25 protein-coding genes are annotated in these 26347 nt (G+C 38.1%); 16 read left to right on the top strand and 9 right to left on the bottom strand.

What is annotated here, in order from left to right; genetic code table 11:
* Nucleotides 1-129: 129 nt before the first annotated feature.
* Nucleotides 130-2415: a GH92 family glycosyl hydrolase gene (locus tag BLR60_RS01015; RefSeq protein ID WP_208600546.1), complete on the bottom strand. Its 2286-nt coding sequence runs from the start codon at nucleotides 2413-2415 to the stop codon at nucleotides 130-132.
* Nucleotides 2416-2857: 442 nt separating this feature from the next.
* Between BLR60_RS01015 and mnmA the strand changes: the two genes are divergently transcribed.
* Complete coding sequence (gene mnmA / locus BLR60_RS01010) at nucleotides 2858-3949, top strand: tRNA 2-thiouridine(34) synthase MnmA (protein ID WP_090496197.1); 1092 nt, start codon at nucleotides 2858-2860, stop codon at nucleotides 3947-3949.
* Nucleotides 3950-4140: 191 nt separating this feature from the next.
* Here mnmA and BLR60_RS01005 read toward each other — a convergent pair whose 3' ends face one another.
* On the bottom strand, nucleotides 4141-4455 hold the full coding sequence (locus BLR60_RS01005) for a hypothetical protein (protein ID WP_090496196.1): 315 nt from the start codon (nucleotides 4453-4455) through the stop codon (nucleotides 4141-4143).
* Between the two features lie 291 nt (nucleotides 4456-4746).
* Between BLR60_RS01005 and BLR60_RS01000 the strand changes: the two genes are divergently transcribed.
* Nucleotides 4747-5109 (top strand): response regulator transcription factor, encoded by a 363-nt coding sequence (locus tag BLR60_RS01000; RefSeq protein WP_090496195.1) that lies wholly within the window; start codon nucleotides 4747-4749, stop codon nucleotides 5107-5109.
* A gap of 156 nt (nucleotides 5110-5265) precedes the next feature.
* Here the strand turns inward: BLR60_RS01000 and BLR60_RS00995 are convergent, their stop codons facing one another.
* Together BLR60_RS00995 and BLR60_RS00990 are read right to left on the bottom strand one after the other, a co-directional pair.
* The gene (locus tag BLR60_RS00995) at nucleotides 5266-5862 is read right to left on the bottom strand and encodes an FMN-dependent NADH-azoreductase (RefSeq protein WP_090496194.1); all 597 of its coding nucleotides are present in this window, start codon (nucleotides 5860-5862) and stop codon (nucleotides 5266-5268) included.
* Nucleotides 5863-5982: 120 nt separating this feature from the next.
* Nucleotides 5983-6678 (bottom strand): DUF4142 domain-containing protein, encoded by a 696-nt coding sequence (locus BLR60_RS00990; protein WP_090496193.1) that lies wholly within the window; start codon nucleotides 6676-6678, stop codon nucleotides 5983-5985.
* Between the two features lie 166 nt (nucleotides 6679-6844).
* Between BLR60_RS00990 and BLR60_RS00985 the strand changes: the two genes are divergently transcribed.
* Nucleotides 6845-7174: a hypothetical protein gene (locus BLR60_RS00985; RefSeq protein WP_090496192.1), complete on the top strand. Its 330-nt coding sequence runs from the start codon at nucleotides 6845-6847 to the stop codon at nucleotides 7172-7174.
* 261 nt (nucleotides 7175-7435) lie between these two features.
* Here BLR60_RS00985 and BLR60_RS00980 read toward each other — a convergent pair whose 3' ends face one another.
* Nucleotides 7436-8287: an SDR family oxidoreductase gene (locus BLR60_RS00980; RefSeq protein WP_090496191.1), complete on the bottom strand. Its 852-nt coding sequence runs from the start codon at nucleotides 8285-8287 to the stop codon at nucleotides 7436-7438.
* A 161-nt stretch (nucleotides 8288-8448) separates the two neighbouring features.
* Here BLR60_RS00980 and BLR60_RS00975 point away from each other — a divergent pair, with 161 nt between their 5' ends.
* Nucleotides 8449-8700: a hypothetical protein gene (locus BLR60_RS00975; RefSeq protein WP_143009002.1), complete on the top strand. Its 252-nt coding sequence runs from the start codon at nucleotides 8449-8451 to the stop codon at nucleotides 8698-8700.
* A gap of 42 nt (nucleotides 8701-8742) precedes the next feature.
* Nucleotides 8743-9462 (top strand): DUF481 domain-containing protein, encoded by a 720-nt coding sequence (locus BLR60_RS00970; protein ID WP_090496189.1) that lies wholly within the window; start codon nucleotides 8743-8745, stop codon nucleotides 9460-9462.
* A gap of 351 nt (nucleotides 9463-9813) precedes the next feature.
* Here BLR60_RS00970 and cobA read toward each other — a convergent pair whose 3' ends face one another.
* On the bottom strand, nucleotides 9814-10578 hold the full coding sequence (gene cobA / locus BLR60_RS00965) for a uroporphyrinogen-III C-methyltransferase (RefSeq protein ID WP_090496188.1): 765 nt from the start codon (nucleotides 10576-10578) through the stop codon (nucleotides 9814-9816).
* A 251-nt stretch (nucleotides 10579-10829) separates the two neighbouring features.
* Here cobA and nirB point away from each other — a divergent pair, with 251 nt between their 5' ends.
* The 7 genes from nirB (at nucleotide 10830) to BLR60_RS00930 (ending at nucleotide 21283) form a co-directional block, all read left to right on the top strand.
* Nucleotides 10830-13343: a nitrite reductase large subunit NirB gene (nirB, locus tag BLR60_RS00960; protein ID WP_090496187.1), complete on the top strand. Its 2514-nt coding sequence runs from the start codon at nucleotides 10830-10832 to the stop codon at nucleotides 13341-13343.
* A 36-nt stretch (nucleotides 13344-13379) separates the two neighbouring features.
* Complete coding sequence (gene nirD / locus BLR60_RS00955) at nucleotides 13380-13727, top strand: nitrite reductase small subunit NirD (RefSeq protein WP_090496186.1); 348 nt, start codon at nucleotides 13380-13382, stop codon at nucleotides 13725-13727.
* Nucleotides 13728-13785: 58 nt separating this feature from the next.
* Complete coding sequence (locus BLR60_RS00950; RefSeq protein WP_244155555.1) at nucleotides 13786-14181, top strand: hypothetical protein; 396 nt, start codon at nucleotides 13786-13788, stop codon at nucleotides 14179-14181.
* Between the two features lie 34 nt (nucleotides 14182-14215).
* Entirely contained in the window at nucleotides 14216-15583 is a 1368-nt protein-coding gene (locus BLR60_RS00945) for an MFS transporter (protein ID WP_244155554.1), read from the top strand.
* A 35-nt stretch (nucleotides 15584-15618) separates the two neighbouring features.
* Nucleotides 15619-19197, top strand: coding sequence for a nitrate reductase (locus BLR60_RS00940; RefSeq protein WP_244155553.1), 3579 nt, complete (start codon nucleotides 15619-15621; stop codon nucleotides 19195-19197).
* A gap of 94 nt (nucleotides 19198-19291) precedes the next feature.
* Entirely contained in the window at nucleotides 19292-19798 is a 507-nt protein-coding gene (locus BLR60_RS00935) for a nitrate reductase associated protein (RefSeq protein WP_090496184.1), read from the top strand.
* Between the two features lie 3 nt (nucleotides 19799-19801).
* Nucleotides 19802-21283 carry a rubredoxin gene (locus tag BLR60_RS00930; RefSeq protein WP_090496183.1) on the top strand — a complete coding sequence of 494 codons (1482 nt, stop codon included), beginning with the start codon at nucleotides 19802-19804 and terminating at the stop codon, nucleotides 21281-21283.
* A 163-nt stretch (nucleotides 21284-21446) separates the two neighbouring features.
* Here the strand turns inward: BLR60_RS00930 and mobA are convergent, their stop codons facing one another.
* Nucleotides 21447-22034, bottom strand: coding sequence for a molybdenum cofactor guanylyltransferase (gene mobA, locus BLR60_RS00925; protein WP_090496182.1), 588 nt, complete (start codon nucleotides 22032-22034; stop codon nucleotides 21447-21449).
* Nucleotides 22035-22306: 272 nt separating this feature from the next.
* On the bottom strand, nucleotides 22307-22951 hold the full coding sequence (locus BLR60_RS00920; RefSeq protein WP_244155552.1) for a Crp/Fnr family transcriptional regulator: 645 nt from the start codon (nucleotides 22949-22951) through the stop codon (nucleotides 22307-22309).
* Between the two features lie 70 nt (nucleotides 22952-23021).
* On the opposite strand from BLR60_RS00920, the gene BLR60_RS25020 reads away from it, so the two are divergent.
* The 3 genes from BLR60_RS25020 to BLR60_RS00905 all read left to right on the top strand — a co-directional run bounded on the left by BLR60_RS25020 (nucleotide 23022) and on the right by BLR60_RS00905 (nucleotide 24327).
* Nucleotides 23022-23201 carry a hypothetical protein gene (locus BLR60_RS25020; protein ID WP_090496180.1) on the top strand — a complete coding sequence of 60 codons (180 nt, stop codon included), beginning with the start codon at nucleotides 23022-23024 and terminating at the stop codon, nucleotides 23199-23201.
* Nucleotides 23189-23389: a hypothetical protein gene (locus tag BLR60_RS00910; protein ID WP_167354659.1), complete on the top strand. Its 201-nt coding sequence runs from the start codon at nucleotides 23189-23191 to the stop codon at nucleotides 23387-23389. Before BLR60_RS25020 ends, BLR60_RS00910 begins: the two co-directional genes overlap by 13 nt.
* 356 nt (nucleotides 23390-23745) lie before the next feature.
* Nucleotides 23746-24327 (top strand): DUF4142 domain-containing protein, encoded by a 582-nt coding sequence (locus BLR60_RS00905; RefSeq protein WP_090496178.1) that lies wholly within the window; start codon nucleotides 23746-23748, stop codon nucleotides 24325-24327.
* A 533-nt stretch (nucleotides 24328-24860) separates the two neighbouring features.
* On the opposite strand, the gene BLR60_RS00900 is transcribed toward BLR60_RS00905, so the two are convergent.
* Nucleotides 24861-25538 (bottom strand): competence protein, encoded by a 678-nt coding sequence (locus BLR60_RS00900; protein ID WP_090496177.1) that lies wholly within the window; start codon nucleotides 25536-25538, stop codon nucleotides 24861-24863.
* A gap of 544 nt (nucleotides 25539-26082) precedes the next feature.
* On the opposite strand from BLR60_RS00900, the gene BLR60_RS00895 reads away from it, so the two are divergent.
* Nucleotides 26083-26301 (top strand): DUF6965 family protein, encoded by a 219-nt coding sequence (locus BLR60_RS00895; RefSeq protein WP_090496176.1) that lies wholly within the window; start codon nucleotides 26083-26085, stop codon nucleotides 26299-26301.
* Nucleotides 26302-26347 lie beyond the last annotated feature (46 nt).

Genomic DNA, 26347 nt, shown 5'->3' with positions numbered 1-26347 from the left:
TTAAGGGCGGGGGAGATCTATGTCGGTTCAGATTTCTCGGCTTCGTTGTACTCCGCTCGAAATGACGACATTCGGAAGGAAAAAAAAGTCGGCTAAAATAGCCGACTTTTTTTGTACAGGGATGAGAAATTATTTTTTAGGCTTTGCACTCATGTAAAAAGTAAGCTTTCCACCATCGGTGATATCAGCATGTTTAATTTTATGATTGGTAATTTCTTTGCCGTTCAATAAAACCTTTGCTACATATACATTCTTATCGCTTTGTTTAATGGCTTCAACCGTAAAGGTTTTACCATTTTCTAAATTGATTACAGCATGATTTACCAAAGGACTGCCTAAGGAGTACACATCTGAACCTGGCGCAACCGGGTAAAAGCCCAATGAAGAAAACATATACCAGGCGCTCATCTGTCCACAGTCATCATTTCCACCTAAACCATCGGCAGTAGGTTTGTATTGCATATTCAGGATATGACGAACCTGGGCTTGTGTTTTCCATGGCTGATCGGTCCAATTATAAAGATATACAATATGGTGTGCCGGCTCGTTTCCATGCACATAGCCACCAATAATACCTTCGCGGGTAATATCTTCGGTATGCGCAAAAAACTCATCAGGCAAATGCATGGTAAACAAGGTATCTAAACGGGTAGCAAATTTCTTTTTACCGCCCATCATTTCTATTAAAGTAGCCGGGTCTTGTGGCACAAAGAAGCTATAGTTCCAGCTATTACCTTCAATAAAACCTTGTCCTTCGGTATCTTTTGGATCAAATTCCTTTTTAAAGGTTCCATCGGCCAATTTCGGACGCATAAAACCCGAAGCACTGTCATAGTTATTTTTCCAGTTGTTAGAACGTTTGATAAACTCATCGTAAATATCCATCCTATCTAATTTTTTAGCCAATTGTGCAATCGACCAATCATCGTAAGAATATTCTAGGTTATTGGAAACCGAAATGCCCGATTTTTCTGCCGGGATATAACCTTTATCCATATAGTAGCCAATTCCCTCATAATCGCGGTGTTTGGCTGTTGCTACGCAGGCATCTAAAGCTTTGTTCGCATCACCACTGTAAGTACCTTTAATAATGGCATCAGCAATTACCGAAACACTGTGGTAACCACTCATACACCAGTTATCGTTGGCATAATGCGACCAGATGGGTAACATGTGCAAGCTGCTCTGATCGTAATGCGCCAACATCGATTTCACCATATCATTACTACGGCCTGGCTGGGTAATATTAAAAAATGGATGTAAAGCCCGGTAGGTATCCCAAAGAGAAAAGGTAGTATAATTGGTAAATCCATATGCTTTATGCACGCCCTGATCTAACCCCTTATACTCTCCATTTATATCGGTATATGTTGTTGGATTGATATAGGCATGATATAAGGCAGTATAAAAGTTTATTTTATTATTATTAGATGTGTTTACCTGAATTTTGTTCAATTCTTTGTTCCATGTAGCCTGTGCCTGTGCTTTTACTTTTTCAAAATCCCAACCCGAAATTTCTGCACGCATATTCTGCAGCGCATTTTCCTGACTTACGGGAGATAAAGCAAATTTAATTTTGATCTTCTCTCCTTCTTTGGTATCGAAATCGAAAAACATTTTTAATTTTTTGCCAGCAATCTCCGGAAAGTTCTGGTCCTGATTAAACTTACCCCAAAAGCCCCGGTAAGCTTGTTTCGCATCGTAGCTTTTGCGACCATAACTTTTGAATGGTTTAGAAAAACTCATTGCAAAATATACGGTTCGTGTTCTGGCCCATCCATTGGTCTGACGGTAACCTGTAATTAAGGTATCGTTCACCACACGAACGTAGGTCCATACTGTTTTTTCTTCATAATTATAAATTCCTGCCATTAGATCCAGAATAATATGCGATTGATCTGATTTAGGAAAAGTATACTGGTGCATACCTACCCTGGTGGTTGAGGTGAGTTCTGCTGTAATATTATCATCATCTAGCTTCACTTTGTAATAACCAGCCTCGGCAACCTCATTGTTATGCGAATAGGCAGAACGGTAACCGCCTTTAGGATTAGAAGCCACACCCGGGTTTAACTGCAGCTTCCCCTGTGTAGGCATAATCAGAAAATCGCCCAGATCAGAGTGTCCGGTACCGCTAAAATGGGTATGACTAAACCCCGTAATGGTTTTATCTTCATACTTATACCCTGCACAATATTTATATACATCGCCATTGTATTTTCCGTTTACTTCATAGGATAAAGTATCCGTTTCGGGGCTTAGCTGCACGGCACCAAAGGGAACTGTTGCCCCCGGATAAGTATGCCCCATTTTTGAAGTGCCGATAATGGGTTTAACATACTGCACTAAATTCTGCTGTGCCGATGTAACCATGGCCGATAGCAAAAGACAAGGCAGGATCAATTTTTTAATCATATCTTTTTAAAAATTTAGTTTGTTTTGTTGAAAATTCTAAGGTATTAATTTATCTTCAAATATGCACAAAGCATAAACTAAAACGTTTAAGTAAATAAAAAAATACATTTTATAAGCTTGAAGATACAACTTATTGTGATTCAAACTTCTCAGGTTTTAAAAACCTGCGAGGTTTATGTGTGCTTTTTGTTTTGCCGATTAGTACAGACTTTACAGTTAAAACTGATAAAACGGGGAGCCCAGAGGTGAGGTACGAGCCGAGAACTTGAAGGGATAGCAGGACTGCTGGCGGCCACTAACACCGGACTAATCATTTTCAAAATATTAATTACCAGTTAATATATAAAGCAGGAAGTTTAGTCAACGCTTTTTACAAGTAACTGACTTCCTTTAAATAATTTCAACTAAATAAACCTTATTTTTGCATCCTTATATTTTTAAGATGAGTAAACACGGTAGAATTCTGGTGGCCATGAGTGGCGGGGTTGATAGTTCGGTAGCAGCTGTAATGTTGCATGAGCAGGGGTATGAGGTTATTGGGTTAACTATGAAGACCTGGGATTATGCTACTTCTGGCGGTAGCAGTAAAGAAACTGGTTGTTGCTCATTAGACAGTATTAATGATGCCCGCACGCTTGCCGTAAATTATGGATTCCCGCATTACATTCTGGATATCAGGGATGAATTTGGCGATTATGTGATTGATAATTTTGTAGATGAATATCTTGCCGGTCGGACGCCAAATCCGTGTGTTTTATGTAATACGCATATTAAATGGGAAGCACTTTTAAAACGTGCCAATAAACTGGATTGTGAATTTATTGCAACGGGGCATTATGCCAATATCCGCCAGCAAGATAGCGGCCGTTATGTAATTTCGAAAGGAAAAGATGAAAATAAAGATCAGTCTTATGTATTATGGGGTGTTTCGCAAGAAAACCTTTCGCGCACCAAATTCCCATTAGGCAGTTTTGCAAAGTCTGAAATCAGACAGATGGCTTTAGATATGGGCCAGGAAGAACTAGCCAAAAAATCAGAGAGTTACGAAATTTGCTTTGTACCGGATAATGATTACAGGGCTTTCTTGAAACATAAAGTAGCTGATTTAGAAGATAGAGTAGCAGGCGGAAATTTTATTTTAAGCAATGGAATGGTGGTCGGGCAACATAAAGGTTATCCTTTTTATACCATCGGTCAGAGAAAAGGATTGGGTGTTGCCTTTGGTGAGCCTATGTTTGTAACGCAGATCCTACCAGAAAGCAATACAGTTGTTTTAGGCAAAGCTGATGAGCTTGAACGCCGTGAAGCCATGGTGCGTAATATTAATTTAATTAAATACGCCAGTATTGAGGAACCAATGAGCGATGTGATTACCAAAATCCGTTATAAGGATGCAGGTATGTTGAGTACAATTGTTCAGGAAAAAGATAAAATGCGCGTGGTATTCGATCATCATGTATCCGCAATTGCTCCCGGCCAATCGGCTGTGTTTTATGAAGGCAATGATTTATTGGGTGGAGGATTTTTAGTTTAAAAGATTATTGCATAGACCCTGAAATAAATCAGGGTGATGATATACTGATACAATCCGTTATGCTGAATCTATTTCAGCATCTTAAACATAATGATCGGAGATGCCATGATAACAAAAAACGAGATGTATTTAACATCTCGTTTTTTGTTTAATTATATTTACAAATCCCTTACTAAACTAAGGATTGATCACTATTCACTTCCTTTAAATACATTAATTGATGCGGTTTTCCATTGAATGTAGCCTAAATTACCACAGGTTTGTGCTACAAAGTTTTCTACATCTTCTGGCACATCATTAACTACACGCCACCTGATTTTATATTTTGGGTTATAACTGATATAAACCACCAAATCATCACTACGTTGCCCAATTGCATGTAAATGTTGTAAATGAATATCCTGCAGATCTGCAGCAGCGATCTTTAATCTTTCATTCATAATTCTACCTAATGAAAGATCTGGTTTAAAATCTGTTTCTAGTATGGCTAAAACGGTAACGGTCATAGAAAAAATAAATATATCAGCAAACAAACCAGGAAAGAAGCCTTTTGTTTAAAATCATTCACTAGACATCAAATAATATCGATGATAGTTCTTTATCCTGTCTCTCCAAAAGCAAATCTATACTAAAAAAATTAGTATCAAAATTTATTTTCGTGTTTTTTTTTAGTCAACGTAAAAATTATAGAAATGCATGACATGAGCTGAGATGAAGTTAATAAGTCATTAGTTGTGCATAAATATCTTAAACATCTGATAGCTAGATCAGTTATCCATATAACAAAAGTTGAGCTTATGAAAAAGTGCATCTATGTAGTGGAAGACAATCTGAATATTAGAGAAATTATTGAATTTCTATTAATCGAAGAGCTTTACGAGGTAAAGGCCTGTCCAAACACCAAGGAATTTTGGTTTCAAATGAGTAAACGGCTACCAGATATGGTCATTCTTGACATTATGTTGCCTGATGGAAATGGGCTGGAAATCTGTAATGCATTAAAAGGAAATATTAAAACACATCACATTCCGGTAATGGTGATGTCGGCCAATAACCACCTGAGTGCAGTTAAGGCTAAATGTGATGCAGAAAATTTTATTAACAAACCGTTTGACCTTAACGATTTTGCCTACAGGGTTGAAAAGTATCTGGCAGCCTAATTTGGTACAGAGTCATTAGTCCACGTATTAGTCTGGAGTCATTAGTCCACAGCCATTAGTCGAAAGTTTTAATAGCATAAAAAACTTCTTTAACTAATAGCAATGAACTGATGACTAATAAACCAATGACTAGTGAACCAATGACTAATGAACTATCTAAATGGCTATACTTTCGATTGCTTTATCTAATGCTAGATCCTTTAAATCTGGGATGCTCACGCCTTCTGCACGATATGCCGTGATATCCGTCATACCCATAAAACCAAGAACAGATCTTAGATAAGATTCTGTGAAATCATAAGGTTTCATTGGTCCTTCTGAATAAACGCCACCGGAAGAAATCGCCAAATACACTTTTTTATTTTTTATTAAACCTTCAGGACCTTTTTCTGAGTAACGGAATGTGTGACCAGCACGTGCAATATGATCGATCCATGCTTTTAAAGTAGACGGGATACCAAAATTATACAATGGCGCACCGATTACGATCACATCTGCATCTTTAAGTTCGGCAATAGCCTCATCAGAATGTTTTATTGCTGCTGTTAATTCTGCAGTATGATTTTCTTGTGGAGTGAAAAACGAATTGATGTGCACCTCCTCCAAATGTGGAAATGGGGTATTGGTAAGATCATGTACGGTTAAAGTACTACCTGGATTTGCCGCCTGTAATTTTTCTACTATGGCATTTCCCAATTTAATACTGAAAGATGCTTCGCCTCTTGGGCTTGATATAAGATGTAATATTTTCATTTTTTTGCCTTTTTAATGTCTGGCAAAATTAAAGATACAAAGTATCAAAAAGCTATTACTATACCAAAGGATAGTGCTATCCTTTGGTATAGCTGCTTATTTTTTTTTTGAAAATAAAACCTATTTACTTGATTTACTGGCTAGCACATTCACTTGCTTTAAATGCTTTTTTAGGGTAGGTAAATATTTCCCTGCATATCTTTTAATATCAGCATCAGAAGATTGAGCTGCTTTTTCAAACAAGGAAACCGCTTTTTGATGATCCGAAACCATCATTTCTACATAAGTTTTATCAAATGCGCCTCCGCTTAAATTATTCAACTGATTTATCGCCTGGGTTACTTCAGTTTCTGTTGTTCCATCAACCGTTTTTTGTGCCAAACCAGTATTACCCGCTTCTCCTTCCGCATTTTTGGTCCGGGAAGTATCTTTCAAATTTTCAGGAGCAGAATCAACCCTGCCATCAGGCCGTTGCCCACCTTCAGGATTACTCATAGGCAGCGCAACTTTTTTTAGTTTTGCCAACAACCTTAATTCTTCGTTGGCCTTGTTATGGTCATCAACCATCATTTGACCAAACGCTTTAATTTTTTTATCGGCTGCTTTATCTGCAGCAAGCTTTCCTGTTAAAACCTCTTTCATTCCTGCAATTGCCGCCTGTTGCAAAAACTGCGCAGTAGTTATGGTATCTTGCCTTTGTGTATAATCAGTTAAGGTTGAATAATGCCAATCGGTTTTCGCCATCGCATTAAATGAAGTAGCTGAAATAATCATTCCCACTACAGCTATTTCCCTGGTTTTAAAACGGTTTTTCATAATGAAGTAATTAAGGTATAACGCATTGATAGAACCGTGGAAATATTTAAAAAGTTTCAACAATAAAATTCTTATTTAACAACCTACAACATCAGGGGGTTAAGATTTTAAATTTTCACTAAACTTAATCCAATTTTACCCTGTTCTATTTATAAAAACTTACACTATGGAAAATCAAGAAAATAATCAACCAGAAGAAGAAATTCAAAATATTGAACAGTTCCAGATCAACCGATCGGAAGGAAATGCAGCTGAAGGTCATACCACTCCAGAACCATCCGAAGATGATGAGTACACCGAAGATGAAATTCCTTTTGCTGATGGCGAAGGCACACAGCTTAACGAAGAAATTGAAGACCCCGAAAATGAAGATGATGATGTTCTAGAAGATGATGACGCTTTAGATAGTGATTCGGAAGACTACAACGAATCGGATGTAGAGGAGTTGGACAAAGATCCAAACGGTTACGAAAAGGAAGATGATGAAATGTTATAGAACATTTTATATTTAGCGTTTAAAATGCCAGGCAAAAATTGTCTGGCATTTTTTATTTAAACAATGATGATCCACAATATTTACAGCATAAGGCATCGCTATACGACTATAAGGCTTGAAAAAATAGCAATTAACAGGCCTACATCAAAAGCTTTACCCGCCGGCGTATTCGATTCATAAATAATTTCATGAAGCTTAAAACGTCAGTTTTTAGATGAATCTGTTGCCATAATTTAATGTAGTATTTAAAGGTAATACAAATTACCCATTTACTACCTCACCACCATTAACATGTATCACCTGTCCAGTAATAAAAGAGGCATCATCTGAGGCCAGGAACACATAAGAAGGTCCAAGTTCTGAGGGTTGACCTGCCCTTTCCATTGCTGTTTCAGAACCAAATGATTTAATTTTTTCTTCATCAAAGGTAGATACAATGAGTGGTGTCCACACCGGGCCAGGTGCCACAGCATTAACGCGAATACCAGTTTTAGCTAAATTTGTGGCCAGCGAACGGGTAAACGATGTTATTGCACCTTTTGTTGAAGAGTAATCGATAAGGTTTGGTGAAGAACGGTAAGCTGTTACCGAAGTTGTATTGATAATGGTATCACCCGCCTGAAAATGCGGCAACACCTCATTTGCAAAGTAAAAATAGCCAAATATATTGGTGCGGAAAGTATCTTCCAGCTGTTTATCGTCGATCTTTTTCGGATCTTTCTGAGGAACCTGCATTCCGGCATTATTTACCAAAATATTGATCTTCCCAAACTTTTTAACCGTTGTTTGTACGGCTTTTTTACAAAAATCAGGTTTTTTAACATCGCCTTTAATCAATAAACAATTTTTACCTTCTGCTTCAACTAATTTCTGGGTTTCTTTTGCATCAATATCTTCATCCAGGTAAACAATGGCTACGTCAGCGCCCTCCCTGGCAAAATGGACAGCAACCGAGCGACCGATCCCACTATCTCCACCGGTAATCAGCGCAACCTTGTCAGTCAGTTTGCCTGCTCCTTTATAGTTTGCTTTAATTACTTCAGGTTTTGGATCCATCTTCGCTTCTATACCAGGTTGTTTATTTTGTTTGGCAGGTGTTTTTTGTGTTTTCATCGCTTCTTATCTAATTAAGTTTACTAATCAATTAACAAGAACATCTTCTGCAAAGTTTTAAGAACTCAGCCATGCCATCTACTATTTAGATCCTACGTTACAGTCTTGCCGAAATGAGCAAAACTTATCGTGATTTTTTTTGTCCTTTATTAAAAGGTATCATGAGAGTAAAAGGCACATTTATTTATACACTTAAAACGGGTGAAAATGCTTTGATTTTATTAGCCGAGAATAAATCTGAACAGGAAAAACTTTATCATTATTTAGCTGTTGATGCTTACCGGTTTAAAAAAGAAATTGCAGAAGAAGAGCCTCGTATTGAACTGATCTCTGCGGGGTACAGAAATGAAAAAGGTGAAATTTTATGGAGCGAAGAATACATACCGGTTCCAAAATGGTACGATCTTAATTAAACACCAACTAAACATATTGACAGCGAAAAATGTTAAGCTTATATGAAGTTTATTGCATTGCCACTATGTTTTTTCCTGTGCTATCTTAAGTCATATGCCCAATATACCGATAGCGTAAATTACCATGTACTACTTACTTCAACCGGATCCATCAACCGCACAAATGAAGACCGTGCTTATTTATTGAACAACGCCCTTAATTTTGGGTTAAAAAAGAAAAGTTTTGTTTTAAATTCTACTACCGCATGGCTTTATGGAAAGCAAAACAGCGATTTAACCAACAATGATTTTTCGACTACATTAAACTTTAATCTGTATAAAACCTTTCCGCACTTTTACTACTGGGGTTTGGTAAATTACAATACCAGTTATTCTTTAAAATTAAAAAACCAACTGCTTGCCGGCGGGGGCATTGCCTATAGTGTATTAGACAAACCGAATGCATACATTAACCTAAGCGACGGGATATTATTTGATCAAAGTAGCTTAATTGCAGGCGATAGCTACCATACCTATCGAAATTCGCTAAGGTTACAATATCATTTCGAAATAAAGGAATTGATTACGATTGATGGAAATCATTTTTTGCAGAATTCCTTCTCCAGAAAAGGCGATTACATTATCCGTTCATCGGCAACTCTTGGATTAAAACTTCGTAAGTGGATTAGTTTAACTACAGCATTAAACTATAACAAACTGAATATTACCAACAGCGAAAACTTGAACCTCACTTATGGATTAACACTTGATAAATATTTTTAGATAACCCCGTAGTTTGTAATTTAAAGTCTGGAGTACAATAAATGGTCTTGTCATCCTGATCCGATGGCTATCGAATGCAATGAAAGATCTCTCTACGTTGATCCATAGCCATTTACCAAGTTTTCACTGTATAAGTGAATATAAGATCATTTAAGTTTATAATTTATTAATTGAGAGACCAATTTAAATACTTACCCCATTAGCTGATCATTAAGAAGTTAGAGCGTTAAGATTTTGCAATCGCTAAAAGCGACCTGCCTATAAGGCAATAAGCCTGCGTTTGAGCTTTAGGCATCAATCAACGGGTTAAACCAATAAATGAACTCATGACAATTGAACTAATTAACCTATCTATGCCGACAATAACTCGCTCTGATTTAAGTTCGCATAGGCTTTAGCCTGTACTACATTACCTATGATAATTATTGCCGGATAAGTTAAACCGGCGTTTTCTGCAGATTCCTGTAAATGCTGCACAGAACATACCACTTGTTTTTGATTGGGTAAGGTAGCATGCTGAATAATTGCGGCAGGCATATTACCTAAACCCGCATCACTATAGGCTTTAGAAATTTCACCAACTTTTTTCATGCCCATATATATAACCACCGTAGCTGAACTTTTCATGGCACATTTTAAATCGTCGGTTAAACTTCCGTCCTTTTTAGTTCCGGTAAGTATCCAAACACTTTCACTAATTCCACGGTGCGTTAAGGGCACATCAATAAAACCTGCCCCTTGCATACTACTTATACCTGGAATGTAATGACATTTAATCCCTCTGGCCTCTGCATAAATTAATTCTTCGAATCCTCTGCCGAAAATAAAAGGATCTCCCCCCTTTAAACGGACTACTACCTGGTAATTTTGGGCATTTTCGACAATTAATTCATTTATTTTCTCTTGTGGGGTGTATTTTCCATAAGGTTGCTTGCCAACATAGATCATTTTACAGGTTTTCGGAGCAATTTCGAGCAATTTTTCATTACTTAAGTTGTCATAAAGGATAACTTCTGCTCTTTTCAACACATTAAACGCTTTCATTGTGATTAATTCCGGATCTCCAGGACCTCCACCCATTATAAAAAGTCCAAAATCAGCATTTTTTTGATTCATAATTTTAATGATTTAACTATTTAAATATAAAAGTGATGAAAATTTATTAAAAATCTAGAAATTTAATGATAAAAATCATATATTATTGAATTATAAAGCAATTAAATTATATATTTGACTATCAAAAATCATATAAATAGTAAAATAGATAATTTAATTGTGATTATTTAATCCAAAAACACATCAAAACAGATAATATGAAATTAAAAACAACCAACAGAAGCTAAAAAACACTAAACACCTTGAGATTTATGAAAGAACCACAAATAATCGTAATAGGAAATGGAATGGTGGGATATAAATTCTGCGAAAAGCTTAGATCAAAAAGTTCTTCTTTTAATCTTATTGTTTTTGGCGAAGAACCTCGTAGGGCTTACGATCGTGTTCATTTAAGTGAATATTTTAATGGCAAAACTGCCGAGGACCTCTCCCTTTCTACAGAAAACTGGTACCAGGAACAAAATATTACCCTATTTCTCAACAATCCGGTTACTAAAATAAACCGAGACCTTAAAAAAGTTTACACCGCCAATGGTTTAGATTACAGCTATGATATCCTTGTTTTTGCTACTGGCTCTGGCGCATTTGTCCCTAACATCCCTGGAATTGAGAAAGAAGGTGTTTTTGTTTACCGTACTATAGAAGATCTTGACCTTATTAGCAGTTATGCAAAAAAGGCTAAAACGGCTTCAGTTATAGGAGGAGGTTTATTAGGGCTGGAAGCCGCTAAAGCATTGATAGATCTGGGTATCGAAAAAACCAGTATTATTGAATTTGCACCGCGCCTAATGCCAAGGCAAATTGATGCTGCCGGTAGTGACATGCTTAAATCAAAGCTGGCAGATTTAGGTTTACAGATCCATCTAAATAAAAACACCACTGGCATTGAAGGTGATGGCCGTATTACTGCATTAAAGTTTAGTGATGATACCGCTTTAGATGTTGATATGCTGGTGATCTCTGCCGGCATAAAACCACGCGATGAACTAGCGAAAGCCTGTGGCATTGAGGTTGGTCCGCGGGGCGGAATTGTAGTTGACGAAAAAATGCAAACCAACGATCCGGCTGTATTTGCTATTGGCGAATGTGCTTTATATGACGGAATGATTTATGGTTTGATTGCACCTGGTTATGAAATGGCCGAAGTGCTGGCTGCGAACCTTTGTAAAGGCGACAAAACCTTCACAGGATTTGATATGAGTACTAAACTCAAACTGATTGGCATCGACGTAGCCAGTTTTGGTGATAACTTTATTACCGAGCCGGATTGCCGTACCATTATTTTTGAAAACAAACACAAAGGAATTTATAAAAGAATAAATGTTAGTAATGACGGGCAATACCTTTTAGGAGGTATATTAATTGGAGATGCAACAGCGTATAACCTGCTGTTGCAAACCTCTAATAACAAAATTGTTTTACCAGAAGACCCAGCAGAACTGATATTGGGTGCACGTGGCGGAAGCGAATCTGCAGGCGGAGCCGGAATTACAGGCTTACCAGATACTGCACTAATATGCAGTTGCGAAGGTGTTAGTAAAGGTGATATCTGCTCGGCAGTTGCTGATGTCTCTTGCGAAAACATCGATGACCTGAAAAAATGCACCAAAGCAGGTACAGGTTGTGGCGGTTGTTTGCCGATGGTAAAAGATTTAATGACCCATACCTTAAAATCGCAAGGCAAATACATCAAAAATGTAATGTGTGAGCACTTTAATTATAGCCGGCAAGAGCTTTTTGACCTCATTCACATTCATGAACTAAAAAGTTACGATGAAGTATTGGATGCTTTAGGCAAAAATGACGGTTGCGAAGTATGCAAGCCTCTGGTATCCTCACTCCTTGCCAGTCTTTGGAACGAAATGATTCTTAAAAAAGGAAACGACGTAGCGCAGGATAGCAACGACCGCTTTCTGGCCAACATCCAAAAAGGCGGCTCATATTCTGTAGTACCAAGGGTTCCTGGTGGAGAAATTACACCCGACAAATTGATTGTAATTGGCGAGGTAGCTAAAAAATACAACCTCTATACCAAAATTACTGGCGGCCAGCGGATAGATATGTTTGGGGCACACCTTAACGATCTTCCAATCATCTGGGAGGAACTCATTGCTGCAGGTTTTGAAAGCGGACATGCTTACGGGAAAGGCTTAAGAACCGTTAAAAGCTGCGTTGGTAGCACCTGGTGCAGATTTGGCTTGCACGATAGCGTGAGTTTTGCCATCCGGATTGAAGAAAGATACAGGGGCATTCGTGCGCCACATAAATTCAAATCTGCAGTAAGTGGCTGTATCAGGGAATGTGCAGAAGCCCAAAGCAAGGATTTTGGCATTATTGCCACCGAAAAAGGCTGGAATTTATATGTATGCGGAAATGGTGGAAGCAAGCCTCAGCATGCTCTTTTACTGGCGACAGACCTGGATAGTGAAACCTGCATTAAATACATCGACAGATTTTTAATGTTTTACATCCGTACCGCTGATCCTCTTACCCGTACAGCAACCTGGTTAAACAAAATGGAAGGCGGAATAGATTACTTACGGAATGTAATTATCAATGATAGTTTAGGCATGGCGGCCCAGTGGGAAAATGAAATTGAGAATTTAATCGCTTCTTATAAATGTGAGTGGAAAGAGGCGGTTGAAAACCCTGCCATCAGAAAAAGATTCTCTCATTTTGTAAATGCACCTGAAGACAAAGACCCAACTATAGAATTTGTTGAAATGCGCGGACAAAAGAGAACTGCTGAATGGAAAACGGTTTAATCAATAATCTTTACAACCTTTATAAAACCCAAAATTATGAATGAACAATCAAACTGGCTGGCAGCCTGCCGAGTCGAGGATGCCATTGAGAACGGTGGCGTTTGCGTAAAACATGGTGAAGATCAGATTGCACTTTTTTATTTCACCAGAAGAAATGAGTGGTACGCCACGCAAAACGAATGCCCGCACAAAAAACAAATGGCATTAAGCCGTGGAATGATTGGCTCTACTACCGGCGAACCTAAGGTAGCCTGCCCTTTTCACAAAAAAACATTCTCATTGAGTACCGGAGAATGTTTGAGCGGCGACGAATGCGCCATAAAAACCTATCCTGTAAAGGTAGAAAACGGAACTGTTTATATTGGCACTACGCCAAAATCTTAACTTGACCCAGTAAGATTTAAATTTTTCCGGATAAAAATTTAACCCTAAACCAACCGACATGAAAATTTCTAATGATGTAGCCATAACAGGCTGCCTTGCACTTACCTTGTTCTTTTTTTCTGCTAAATCGCAAACTAAAGCCGTTTTATTCGACGGGACTATCATTGCTGGTTACGTTGATCATGGTGCTTTTATAAACTGTTCCGGTCCAAGCATCAAATTCAGCAAAAAACCTTACACTGTTTTACTGGGCTTACTCCCAAGTTTACGAATCAAAGAAGATAAAGTAGCCGCCGGTGCGCCAAAAAATACTGCCCTCACCCCTAACCTTGGTTTTGGGTTAACAACAGCATTTCGGCATGTAGCCTTACAAGTACCCTTATACTACAATCCTAAAACTGCAGTCAAAAATGGTGAGTGGAACGTTGGCCTAGGTTTGGGATATAAATTTTAACAAAAATCAATTTATCACGCTTAAACCAACCATAATGACACAGAACACAACAACTAAACCGCTTGATAATCTTAATATATTTTCGCTTAAAGGTGTTCAGATGAAGACCTTTCATATTACCTGGTTAACTTTTTTCTTCTGTTTTTTCGCCTGGTTCGGAATGGCTCCTTTAATGAAGATAGCGAGAGAGCAGCTTCACCTCACCAAAGATCAGGTAGGTAATATTCAAATTGCTTCCGTATCAGCTACAATTATTGCCCGTTTACTCATCGGAAGATTGATTGATAAATTTGGTCCTAAACTGATTTACACCTGGCTCCTGGTGTTTTGCGCTATTCCCGTACTATTGATCGGAACCAGTAATTCTTACACTTCATTTTTACTTTTCCGCCTCGCCATTGGCATAATCGGAGCTTCATTTGTAATCACCCAATTTCACACATCAATTATGTTTGCTTCCAATGTTAAGGGAACCGCGAACGCAACAGCAGGTGGTTTTGGTAACGCAGGTGGTGGTGCAGCAAATTTATTTATGCCTTTAATTGCTTCAGGCATTACCGCGCTTGGCTTTTGCAGCACAGAAGACAGCTGGCGTTATGCCATGATATTTCCGGGTGTAATGCTTTTGATCTGTGCTTTTTTATATCACCGCTATACTTTAGATTCTCCACAGGGAGACTTCAAGGATTTAAAAGATGAAAGCACAAAAAGTATCAAAAACACCTTTTTAATTGCAGCCAAAGATTATCGCACCTGGATTTTAACCATTGCCTACGCAGCATGTTTTGGCGTAGAAATTACGGTAGATAACTTTGCACCAATCTTTTTTACTGATTCTTTTGGCGCAACCATAGCTGTGGCCGGAATGGTTGCAGGTATTTTTGGCTGGATAAATATTTTTGCCAGGCCATTGGGTGGCATTGTTGCCGATAAAATTGGCAAGACCTGGGGATTTGATGGCAAAACACTTTTACTCGCCTTATTGCTTTTGGTAGAGGGAATCGGTTTGATCTGGTTCGCAAAATCGGGCAATATCGGAATGGCCATTTTTATGATGTTTGTTTTCGGTTTAAGTTTAAAAATGGCCAATGGCGCGACATATAGTCTTGTTCCTTTCATTAATCCGCTTGCGGTTGGCAGTGTAGCTGGTATTGTAGGTGCTGGTGGAAATATCGGAGCCATGCTTATTGCCTTTATGTTTAAAGCTAAAGCCAATCATGCGGCGAAAAATGTAATTGAAAACGGTCATAGTATTCAAAAAGACCTGATCGATTATACCAGTGCTTTTACACTACTTGGTTTTATTATTCTCGGGATCGGCGTTGCAGTATTCATCTTCAGAACCATTATGGCCCAAAAAACTGCTGAGATAGAAGACCTGGTCCTTACCCCTGGCAAATAAAGAACAAAACAAAATCTATCCTACAAGCACATCATTTGAAAGCAGAAAAAAACATATCGCCAAACAAAACAACTACCTGCTGTTATTGTGGTGTAGGCTGTGGTATTGTGATAAATAAAGATATTCATGAACGCATAACTGTTGAAGGAGACAAAAACCATCCTGTAAACAAAGGCATGTTATGCAGTAAAGGCATGAATCTTCATTATACAGCAAATGACAAAAGCGACAGGCTACTTTACCCTGAAATGCGCTACAATAAGAACATGCCACTCCAAAGGGTAAGCTGGGATACCGCACTGGAACGCACAGCAGCCGTTTTTAAAACATTAATTAAAAAATACGGTCCTGACAGTGTTGCTTTTTATGCCAGCGGACAATGTTTAACGGAAGAATATTATGTAGTAAATAAATTAATTAAAGGATTTATCGGTAGTAATAACATCGATACCAACAGCCGCTTATGTATGAGCAGTGCGGTTGTTGGTTATAAAATGAGCTTGGGCGAAGATACCGTGCCCATTAGTTACGATGATATTGAAATTGCCGATTGTATTTTTGTTGCAGGCGCAAACCCAGCATGGTGCCATCCTATCCTGTGGCGCCGTGTTGAAGCCGCAAAGCAGAAAAATCCGGAGTTAAAAATTATTGTCAGCGATCCGCGGAAAACACAGACCTGCTCAATCGCCAATGTTCATTTACAGCTTAATCCAGGTACCGACATTACACTACACCATGCCATTGGCAGATGTTTGATTGAAGACGGAAAAATTGATAGTGATTTTATCATCAACAGCACTAATGGTTACGAAAAATACCAGGCTACCGTTTTTGCCACCTCCTTGGCAGAGGCAGCAACGATTTGTGGCCTTAAAGAAAGTGATATCCGTTTGGCTGCATCTTACATCGGCAATGCAAAAGGTTTCATCAGCATGTGGACCATGGGGCTTAATCAAAGTGTGGTGGGTACTAATAAGAATCTTTCATTAATTAATCTGAACCTGATTACAGGTCACATTGGCAAGCCTGGAAGCGGCCCTTTCTCGCTCACCGGACAGCCAAATGCCATGGGTGGCCGCGAAGTTGGCGGTTTAAGTAATTTATTACCGGCACACCGTGTTTTAGGCAATGAAAATCACCGCAATGAGGTTGAGAAATTTTGGCAGATCCCCTTGGGTTCCATACAGTCTAAACCAGGGTTAACTGCCACCGAAATGTTCGATGAGCTTAACACCGGTAAATTGAAAGCAATATGGATTTTATGTACCAATCCTTTAATCAGCCTGCCAGATGTTCGCATAGCCGAAGAAGGCTTGAAAAAAACAAAATTTGTAGTTGTTCAAGACATTAGCAATACTGTAGAAACACTAAAATATGCTGATGTAGTTTTACCAGCAGCAGCCTGGGTTGAGAAAGAAGGCACCATGACCAACGCTGGGCGTTATATTTCTTATCTCAGCAAAGTAACCGAAGCACCTGGAGAAGCGCTACCAGATTCGGAAATCATCTGCCGGTTTGCAAAAAAAATGGGCTATCATGGTTTCGATTTTAAAAATGCAAGCGACATATATAATGAACATGCAGCCCTTACCGAAGGAACCAATATTGATATCAGTGGACTTAATTATGAGATTTTAAAAGAAAAAAGAGCTGTTCAATGGCCGTATCCTAAGAAAGAAAAAGCCTTTGGAACAGCCAGGTTATTTACTGATCGCCAGTTTTATACACCAGATAAAAAAGCCAATATTCTATCATTTGATGATCAGAACCAATCGGAAGCTTTAACACCGGAACATCCATTGATTTTAACTACGGGAAGAATCAGGGATCAATGGCATACCCGAAGCAAAACTGGTAAGGTAAATAAACTGAACCAGCACATCAGTGAATCTTTTTTAGAAATTAATCCCATTGATGCAGAAATTCGAAACATTAAAGACAATGATATCATCGAAATTTCCAGTTTACGTGGAAATGTCCGTGTAAAGGCAAAATTCTCTGAAGACATTAAACCCGGAGTAGTTTTTATGCCCATGCACTGGGGCAAAATTTTAAAAAGTGATTTAAACCGGGTAAATAATCTCACCAATAACCTGGTTGATCCGCAGAGCAAAGAACCTGATTTTAAATTCAGTGCTGTACAGGTTAAACTGTATGAAAAAGCCCGGCAAAAGATTATTGTGATTGGTGCAGGTGCTGGAGCCTGTGGTTTTGTTAAGAGTTACAGGGCCTTAAATACTGAAGATGATATTGAGATCTTTAGCAAAGAGAATTCCCCCTTTTACAACAGGGTACTTCTCCCCGATTATATTATTGGCACCTTACCGTGGCATAACCTCATTAAAATGAGCGACAGTGAGGAAACGGACTACAGAATAAAACTACACCGTGGTTTAGGTATTGATAAAATCAATAAAAAAAATAAAACCGTTACCGATAGCAACGGAATAGTTCATCAATACGACGTTTTGCTTCTGGCTACCGGAAGCAGGGCTTTTGTGCTTAAAGATATCCCGAAACTAAACGGAATATTTACCATGCGAAGCAGAAATGATGCCGATAATTTCAAAAAACATATTGACACTACAAATGGAAAAGTAGTGATTGTAGGCGGTGGTTTATTAGGAATCGAATTGGCTACGTCTTTGGCTGAAACCGGATCGAGGGTGACAATTATTCAACGGATATCGAGATTAATGGGCCGCCAGTTAGATTCATTAGGCAGTCAATTACTGCACGAAGAACTGATTAGCAAAGGCATAGAAATTTTCTACAACGATGAGGTAGACCGCATTATCGGTGAAAAAAGCATTTCGGGGCTGCGTTTAAAAAGCGGTTTATTGCTCGATTGTGAATCGTTAGTAATTGCCATTGGTACTGTACCAAACACCGAACTGATTAAAGAAGCAGGAATTGAATGTAAACGCGGCGTTGTGGTTGACGAATACCTGACAACCAATGAAAAAGACGTTTATGCCATTGGCGAAATTGCCGAATTTAAAGGTCAGCTATACGGAATTACTGCAGCGGCAGAGCAGCAGGCCGAAATTGTAGCGCAGTTTCTTTGTGGAGATATTGCTAAATTTTATCAGGGCAGTTTACTGATGAATATCCTAAAAATGCACAGTTTAGAACTCTGTTCTCTAGGCTTGGTAGAAATACCTGACAACGATCCCACATATGAGGAAATTGTTTTTATTGATAAAGCCAAACGCTATTACAAAAAATGTATTGTACACAAGGATAAGCTGGTTGGAGCAATATTAATTGGCGATAAGAGTGAGTTTTTAGAGTTTCGGAACCTGATTGAAAATAAAATGGAGTTGAGCGAAAAGCGACTCCAACTGTTAAGGAGTGGCAAAACAATCGAACCCATTATCGGCAAAACCATATGCAGCTGCAACAATGTTGGTGAGGGCAATCTGATCAACAAAATAAAAGACGGTTGCAAAGATCCTTTGCAACTCTGCCAGCTCACAGGTGCCGGAATGGGTTGTGGTAGTTGCAGACCAGAGGTAAAAGCGATTTTAGATTCGTTTGTAAATGTATTGAAAACGGAACCTAAGATTGCTTTAGCTGGATATGACAAATCACATCAACGTTCGTCATCCTGAATTTATTCAGGATCTATCCTGTAAAAAAGATGCTGAAACGAGTTCAGCATGACGTAACGCATTGAAACATTAAAGAGATGATTAAAATAAAGAGATGATGAAAGTTAAACTGGGCCCTTCAGAATTTAAAAACCTTAAAGGGATTGAATATTTTAAGTTCGAAGAAGATTTTATTGAAGAAAATGTACGTTGCATCCCTATGGTGGTGCGTTTTAAAATGGATGCAGCAGGAATAAAATTAAAATTGGCCGAATGGAGCAAATTTCATCCATCAGAAAGAATCCAACTGGCCTTACTACCGGTTTCAACACAGGAACAAACTGACCAATACCATCAATTTCTGATTGGCCTGATTACCAAATACACAGGAAATCCGGCTACAATCCTGGCCATCGAACCTTTACCTGATTGGGGAAATATAGATCAAATCCCTGCAATGCTTAAGGAGAAACTAACTGAATCCCAGCTACATCTTTCCATCAGCCAATGGCAAAAACTAACTAATATCCAAAGGTTTGTACTTTTAAAATTATGCCGACCAGGTCACGAAAACAAGAATTTCCCTAAAGCAATGGCAGAATTTGGTCTTCTAAACAGTTAAGCTATGTATCAAACTATTATCATTAATTTTCCAGGCGGAATCATATCACCAGGCAATCTGTACAACATTCTAGTTGCGGCAACAAAAGTAAGAATCCAATATGTTCGTTTTGGCCTTCGCCAGCAGTTATTGATTGACACTACAAATTACAATGTTGATATATTTACCGGTGAACTGGGTAAACTTGGGGTCGATTATGAAATAGACAGCAATAATTTCCCGAATATCATCAGCTCATACCCGGCTGAAGAAATTTTTATCCGTAAAACCTGGCTTACTGAAGGCGTATATAAAGATATTCTGGATGACATCGATTTTAAACCTTCAGTAAAAGTAAACATTTGCGACAGCGACCAGAGTTTCACGCCCATGCTAACGGGAAATATTAACTGGATTGCCTCTTCACAATCAGAACATTACTGGCACCTGATTATCCGCTTTCCTAAAACAAATGTTACTTACGAATGGAATCAACTTTGTTATACTAACCACATCGCTAAGGTAACTAAGGGCTTAGAAACCATCATCAAAAATAATCCAACGCGCTTTATAGATAACACTTTGGCTAATGGCGAAGAGCTTTTTGCTCTTTTAGACCAGGGCAATTTTATTTTTAAAGCAGCAGAAAATACAGTTTCGCTTTCTTCATTCAACCTGCCTTATTACGAGGGTTTGAACCGCTATAACAACAAATACTGGTTGGGTATTTACAGGCGCGATGAACTATTCAGCATCGCATTTTTAAAAAAAATATGTCAGCTTTGTTTAGATACCAAACTTGGTCAATTGTGCTGTACATCATGGAAAACCATTATTATAAAAGGGATAGACGAGAAAGATAAAAAACTTTGGAATGCCCTGCTCGAAGAATATGAGATTAATATGCGGCATGCGGCCAACGAGTTAAATTTTCAGGTGGAAGATAACTGTAACGAAGGTTTAGCATTAAAAAGCTTCCTGGTTAAACATTTAAGTATTGATGATACCCGAACCTTTGGAATTTGCTTTGGCATTAAAACCCGCAAAAAAAGTGAGGTTTTTAGTAGTATTCTGATCCAAAAACGTCATCTCATTAATTTTTTAGGTGTGAAACTGTTCCCTGTTTATGATATTTTGTGTGCGAAAGATTTTAACCCCAACGAGCGTACCGGCGAAATCTTTAGCCGCAGCAATCCCAGCTTTCTACTGCCAGAACAACTCAGACGCGCTATATTTAAATTTTACAAATACCGTTTAAATGCTATTAAAACAGGTAAACAGAAACAGCGTTCTCAGGCAGAAGAAACCGCAATAAAAGTTGGCACTTTTTTATATCAATGTAACAATTGTTTAACCGTGTACAACGAGCGGATCGGGGAAATTGAAAATAACATTAGTACAGGTACAGCATTTAAAGATTTACCAGATGATTATTGCTGCACACTTTGTGAAGGAAAGAAAAGTAATTTCACCAAAATTGATCAATCTGTATTACAGCTTTTGTAAATCTGAAGCAATAATTTATTTGTTGCTAAACGCTCATCAACTCAATCGTCATGCTGAACTTGTTTCATCTTTCTTGAAAATAAATCCTGAAATGAATTACCTGCAGTGAGCCCGCTTAAGGCTCGGTTTACTTCGTAGTTTTTCGCTGCGCTAAAGGTCAGGGCTACGATACCCGTTTTATCTCTTCTTGTGAATTAAAATTACCGAAATAATGATAATCATGGTCCTCAACAGCGATTTCGCTCACCCTTAAATTGCCTAACACATATTTCATACTATGTTTAGTCAGTGCATTATTTTGAAGCATAAAGATGATTTTTTTTAACCCTTCTGATTTATAAATCCCACATAAAGGCTCCTGTTGACCATCTTTGGTAAAGATATAGGCGTCGAAAGTACCATCAGCTTTGGCAGAATGGATAAGTTTTTCCAACAATCTGGTTTCCATCAACAAGATATCACAAGCCAATAAAAACAAATCTTCTTCATTATTGGATAGATGTGCAGAAAGCGCGCCCAATAATGGTCCTCTGAGATCAAGGGAAGTATTATCGACGATCAGCTGCTGATTGCCAAAATAACCCGAATAAGTGAGTTGCTGCAATGGATTAACTGAAAACTTTACAGGGAGATCAAGCGATTCCAATTTATCAGCCGCCGCCTGCGCCCATAGTTTATCATCATGGTTAAGCAAACCTTTATCAGTGCCCATGCGCAGACTCTGTCCGCCACATAAAACGATTCCTAACATATAATATCAATAATTTAAAAATCTGTTATTAATTAAGCCTAGCGAAACAAATGTTTTGAAAAGACACTTCGACTACGCTATCAAGGACAGACTCCCACAGAAGAGTCGTCATTGCGAGGCACGAAGTAATCTTACAACTATCGCTACTAGCGAGTGCATTAGGATTGCTTCATCCAATGAAAAATTGGCTTCGCAATGACGATTCCTCATTGCTAATCTTTCTTAAAATACATGTCGCTAATATCCATTTGCAGTAAATTATCCATAATGGATTATTTATTACTCAGATCTGTCAATCCTGCCTCGTTTAAAATACCAATCTGTTTTCCGTTAACTACAACTAATTTTTCTGCGAGAAGCTCATTCATTGTTCTAAAAACGGTTTCATAAGTTGCACCAGTAAAGGCAGCCAGATCCTGACGACTTAAAGCCAGATTTAAAAATCCCTCTTCGTCTAGTCCAAATTGATCGCTTAATCCTAAAATGGCTACTGCAAGTCTTCCTTTTACCGACATTAAAGCCAGATTACGCATTTTCTTTTCTGAAGCATGCAGTTCGTCTGCATAAAACATCAATAAACCATAGGCAAATTCCTGGTTTACTTTTATAGTGGATTTAAAAAATTCGATATCTACAAAACAAAGTTTAGTGGTTTCTAAAGCCGTTGCTGAGATTGGGTAGGTAGAAGTGTTGCTGCTAATTCCCCGATGTCCGATTATGGCGCCATCATTTGCAAAGCGCAAAATCAGTTCTTTATCGCCCCATTGTTTATGCACTTTCACATTTCCTGAAGTTACAAAATACACACCACTAACAGGATCGCCTTCTTTGATAATTACCTCCCCTTTTTTTGCAATAAAATTCCGTTTATGACCTTCAATAGCAGGATGCCATTCTTTTAATGTGAGTTTGCACATAAAGCAGGTTTTAAGATCACAGCTATTATTTTTCTTCATGTTTATCAGGGATGTTGGGTAAAAATAACAAATGATTGCACAATTTTACGCTATCGAAAACAAATTTGGCGGTTCTTCACCATTGTTGAAAAATTTTATCAGAATAAAACCCACTGAAATAGAACACTTAGCAATTTTTATTGACATAACTGTCAAAAAGAAGTTCGAAGATATGCCATCAAATCCTAATTTTGTGTTATGGCAAACATGAACGTTAGAAAATCAATCCAGAATAAGATCGAATCACTAGGCAAGGAAATTGAAACCTTGCAAGCAGAATTAAAAAGATGGGAGAAAATTGCGGCCGATTATGAGATTAATTCGGAAAGCATTGATTTGATTTTGTCGATCCAATTACCCGAAAAACCCGAACCAAAAGCTAAGCGGGTTAAATCGTAAAAAGCATTAAACAAGAAAAATCTGGAGAGTATCCAGGTTTTTCTTGTATCGTCACCCTGAAATGAATAGAAAAGATGCTGAAACAAGTTCAGGATGACGATTGCTAAGAGCAAAGGATACTAATACACAACCTCTTCTACCCTTTTTACCGGAATTTTAACCATTGGCTTAACATTTAAAATGGTTGTTATCCACTTGGTTAAAAATACAATTCTTCGCTGTTTGCTTTTAAATCTTCAGCTTCACCAGCAATAGTTTTCTGAGCATGTGACTGTTATAAGATTCCACTAATCTCAAAAACATTAAAACCCTTTCCTAGCAAATCGTGTTCTGCATATACAACAAAAACAATGTATATGAAAAAGTTTATTTATGTAATGGCTATTTCTGCCTTGGCCTTTCAGGCTTGTAATGGAGGAAATAAAGATGCCAAAGAAAGTGCCGATAGTTTAAACATGGCCAAAGACACCACCACCAGTACGGCAGCTACCGGCGGAATTGCCGTAGATGAAGCTGATTCCAAATTCACCACACAGGCAGCTGTTGGTGGCATGGCTGAAGTAGAATTGGGAAAAATGGCCCTCGACAAAAGTAGTAATCCACAGGTTAAAGAATTTGCAACCATGATGGTTAAAGACCATGGTATGGCAAATACAGAATTAATGGCGATAGCCAAACAAAAAAACATCACGCTTCCAAGTACAGTAGATGATGAGCACAAGAAAAAAATGGAAGACCTAAGTAAAAAAACAGGTGCAGATTTTGATAAGGCTTATGTAGATGCCATGGTTGATGGGCATAAGTCTACCTTAAAACTGATGGAAGATGAATCAAAGGATGGAAAAGATGCAGATCTTAAAGCTTTTGCAACTAAGACTGCTCCAATTGTTCAAAGCCACTTACAAATGATCAATAAAATTAAAGATAGCATGAAATAACATGTGCTAAATGTCATCATTGAGAAAAGGAATACGCTTCCCCAACCTTTTTGGAAACCTTCTCTCAATGATGATTTCTTTGAAAAGTCTTCTAAACCGGCTGTAGTAAATTATTTAAAACCATTGCTTTATTCTTCAACTCATTTCTAACTTTCGTTACATCTTCCCAGTTTTATTAAAACTATTAATAACCTGAGTTCGATTAATAATGTGCTTTAATTTGGGTTCATTGGCACTCTGCATGAACGGTCGTCACCCTGAACTTCCGCCCGGCCAGTCGGACGGGTGTTTCAGGGTCTTTATAGCAAGGCGTTTTAACGGAAAAGATGCTGAAATAAATTCAGCATGACGAAATGGCTAGCAATTTGTCCTAATAAAGCTCATTAATTTTTAAATATTAATCGAACTCAGGCTAATAAGCCCATTTTTAGCTATTCCAATTTAAAAGATTTCTCGACTTCACTGCGTTTCGCTCGAAATGACGTCCTTTACCTCCGTGAAAAGAATAATTTCATTACTACATTTACATATTTCTAAATCTCTGGAGGGGTATGCCAATCAATAAATGTTTTTCTACTCAACATTTTTAAATACGGATAATTTCCATTCAATTGTTTCCGCTGTTTTAGTTCATACAGAAAATGGCCGCCTAAATCGACAATAATTTTAGCTGTAGCAGCATACCATACACTATGAGGTTGTTTCCAGCAAAAAGAATATAAGTTGGAGGTGAGTTTAACTCCTTTCAGTTCTGGATGATAGAAATTAAGTATTTTTGGATTCGTTATTCCCTGTATTACCTCTGCTTTCCTAATCATGGAAAGGTGATCGGAATGACAAAACTCATATGCATCTAATTTTGGATCATCCACATCTGGCAGATGTTTCAATATTTTAAAGCCTTTGAACTTCTTACCATTCAATACCCATATCAGATTTGGATAGAAAGACTCCCTGCTCTTCAATTCAGCAAGTGTTAACGGAGAATTTTGAAATTCAATAGTATAACCAGAGGGGGTAAATATATCCGCCCGGTGAAGATCGGAATTGGCAGCATCATAAAAGGCAACTTCTCTGAAAGACGGAGGAAAAGCCAACTTCCAATCGCGATGCCATACGGTTTCTTTTCGGTAATATTCTTTTTTAAGGGATGAAATACCAGGAAGCAATCCATCATCAGGAATATCTTTTCTGATTTCACCATTATCCATTCTCTGCACTTACAATAAAAACAATCAATTAGGGAAATACAAATTTAGACTAAAATTTTTAGTAGAACAAGAATTTAGCCTATGCATTTGAATTCATAACTTTTTTAAACCACAAAGGACCAAAGTAAGGGCACTTAGCACAAAGTCGAATGCCTATTATTTGAAACCCTATCTTCGGACCTCCGACACCAGACTCCGGACTTTTATTAACCACAAAAGACACAATTAAGGGTACCGAGCACACAAAGCTGGGCGGCTCTTATTTGAAACCCTATCTTCGGACCTCCAACATCGGACTTCTGACTTTTATTAACCTCAAAAGACACAATTAAGGGCACCGAGCGCGCAAAGTTGGGCGCCTATTATTTGAAATCCTATCTTCGGACCTTCAACATAGGACTTCTGACTTTTATTAAACACAAAAAACACAATTAAGGACACTGAGCACACCGAACTGGGCGCCTATTATTTGAAACCCTATCTTCGGACCTCCGACATCGGACTTCTGACTTTTAGACTCCAAACTATTCACTAACTTTGCAACATGACTATTCAAGAAATACAGCAATTAGAGGATTTTTTTGCCCAGGCCGGTAAGCAGCAGGTTCCAATTTACCTTAATGAGGCAACGGTAATTACCGACTATGATCATTTTTTGGAAAGCCATCTTATGCCACTAAAGCTTAACCCCGATGCAAAAGTAAACGTACCGATTATTCATAGGCTGAAAATGTTGAAGTTATTAATTGAATCAAATATTTAGGATATTAGAATAAGTAAATCACTAATATAGAAACTGCGGCTGTGAT

Source organism: Pedobacter terrae (assembly GCF_900100705.1).
Taxonomy (GTDB): Bacteria; Bacteroidota; Bacteroidia; order Sphingobacteriales; family Sphingobacteriaceae; genus Pedobacter; species Pedobacter terrae.
Note: the sequence above shows the minus strand (reverse complement) of the source record. Positions and strands in the feature narration are given on the sequence as shown.